The organism is Mycobacterium sp. (genome assembly GCF_008709575.1).
GTDB lineage: Bacteria > Actinomycetota > Actinomycetes > Mycobacteriales > Mycobacteriaceae > Mycobacterium.
This window is the reverse complement of the sequence record NZ_VYIK01000254.1, coordinates 1-815: the sequence shown is the minus strand read 5'-3', so window position 1 is coordinate 815 and position 815 is coordinate 1. Positions and strand designations below refer to the sequence as shown.

Sequence of the window (815 nt, the reverse complement as noted above, 5' to 3'; positions counted from 1 at the left end):
TCGACGGCAACGGCATGTGGGGAGCGCCGCAGCTGGGCCGGTGGAAATGGCACGATCCGTATGTGCACGCCGCGCTGCTGGTCCAGAACAACAGCCGGTTGTGGGTCTTCAGCCCCCAAACCGTTACCGCCGCCGATCCGGCGGCGATGCTCGGGGCCGCCGACCAGGCCCAGGGCACCAACCTGATGTTCTACACGCAGTACCGCGGAGTCGGCGGCCGCAACGGCCACTTCGACTTTCCGACCAGCGGCGATCACGGCTGGGGAACCTGGGGACCGCAGTTGCGGGCAATGTCGGCAGACCTCGCCAACGCACTACACTAGCAATGGGGTCGATCACCTGACAGGAAAACCCATGGGCGCATGCCATTACCACACCAAGAGTGACCACAGCCGCGCGTTAGCCGCCGCCTCGCTTCCCGCTTTCGTCGCGGCAACCGGAGCGCTCGCGGTGCTGCTTTGTCCTGCGGCGCAGGCTGTTCCGTCGCCAGAGGTGGATTACCTCTACAACGTCGCGGTGCGGCGCCACTATGACTTTCCCGACGGTGACGCCATCGGCTACGGGCGGGGGATCTGCGACAAGGTCAGCAGCGGCCAGAGCTTTGACCAGGTGATGAGCTCCGTGAAAAGAGACGTGATACCCAACGACGAGTTTGCGGCGAACTATCTTGTCTCGTACGCAGTCAGCCTGTTCTGCCCCGAGCAAATCTGGCAGCTGCGGAACTCCGCGGCCGGTTACCAGCCTCCCCCGGGGACCGATATCCCGATCACGGGACTCCAGGGCGACGCGGCTGGGAAGTGACCGCTGCTCTCGTC

The 815-nt window shown here is 64.9% G+C and carries 2 protein-coding genes; both read left to right on the top strand.

The window, feature by feature from the left end; all coding sequences use genetic code 11:
- A partial coding sequence (locus F6Q13_RS18260) for an alpha/beta hydrolase-fold protein (RefSeq protein WP_293059555.1) occupies positions 1-323 on the top strand: 323 nt, incomplete at its 5' end.
- A gap of 31 nt (positions 324-354) precedes the next feature.
- On the top strand, positions 355-801 hold the full coding sequence (locus F6Q13_RS18255) for a DUF732 domain-containing protein (RefSeq protein WP_293059552.1): 447 nt from the start codon (positions 355-357) through the stop codon (positions 799-801).
- Positions 802-815 lie beyond the last annotated feature (14 nt).

What these genes read in the sequence shown, in the direction of transcription:
- F6Q13_RS18255 (WP_293059552.1), top strand. Translation starts at nt 355, where the DNA reads ATGGGCGCATGCCATTACCACACCAAGAGTGACCACAGCCGCGCGTTA.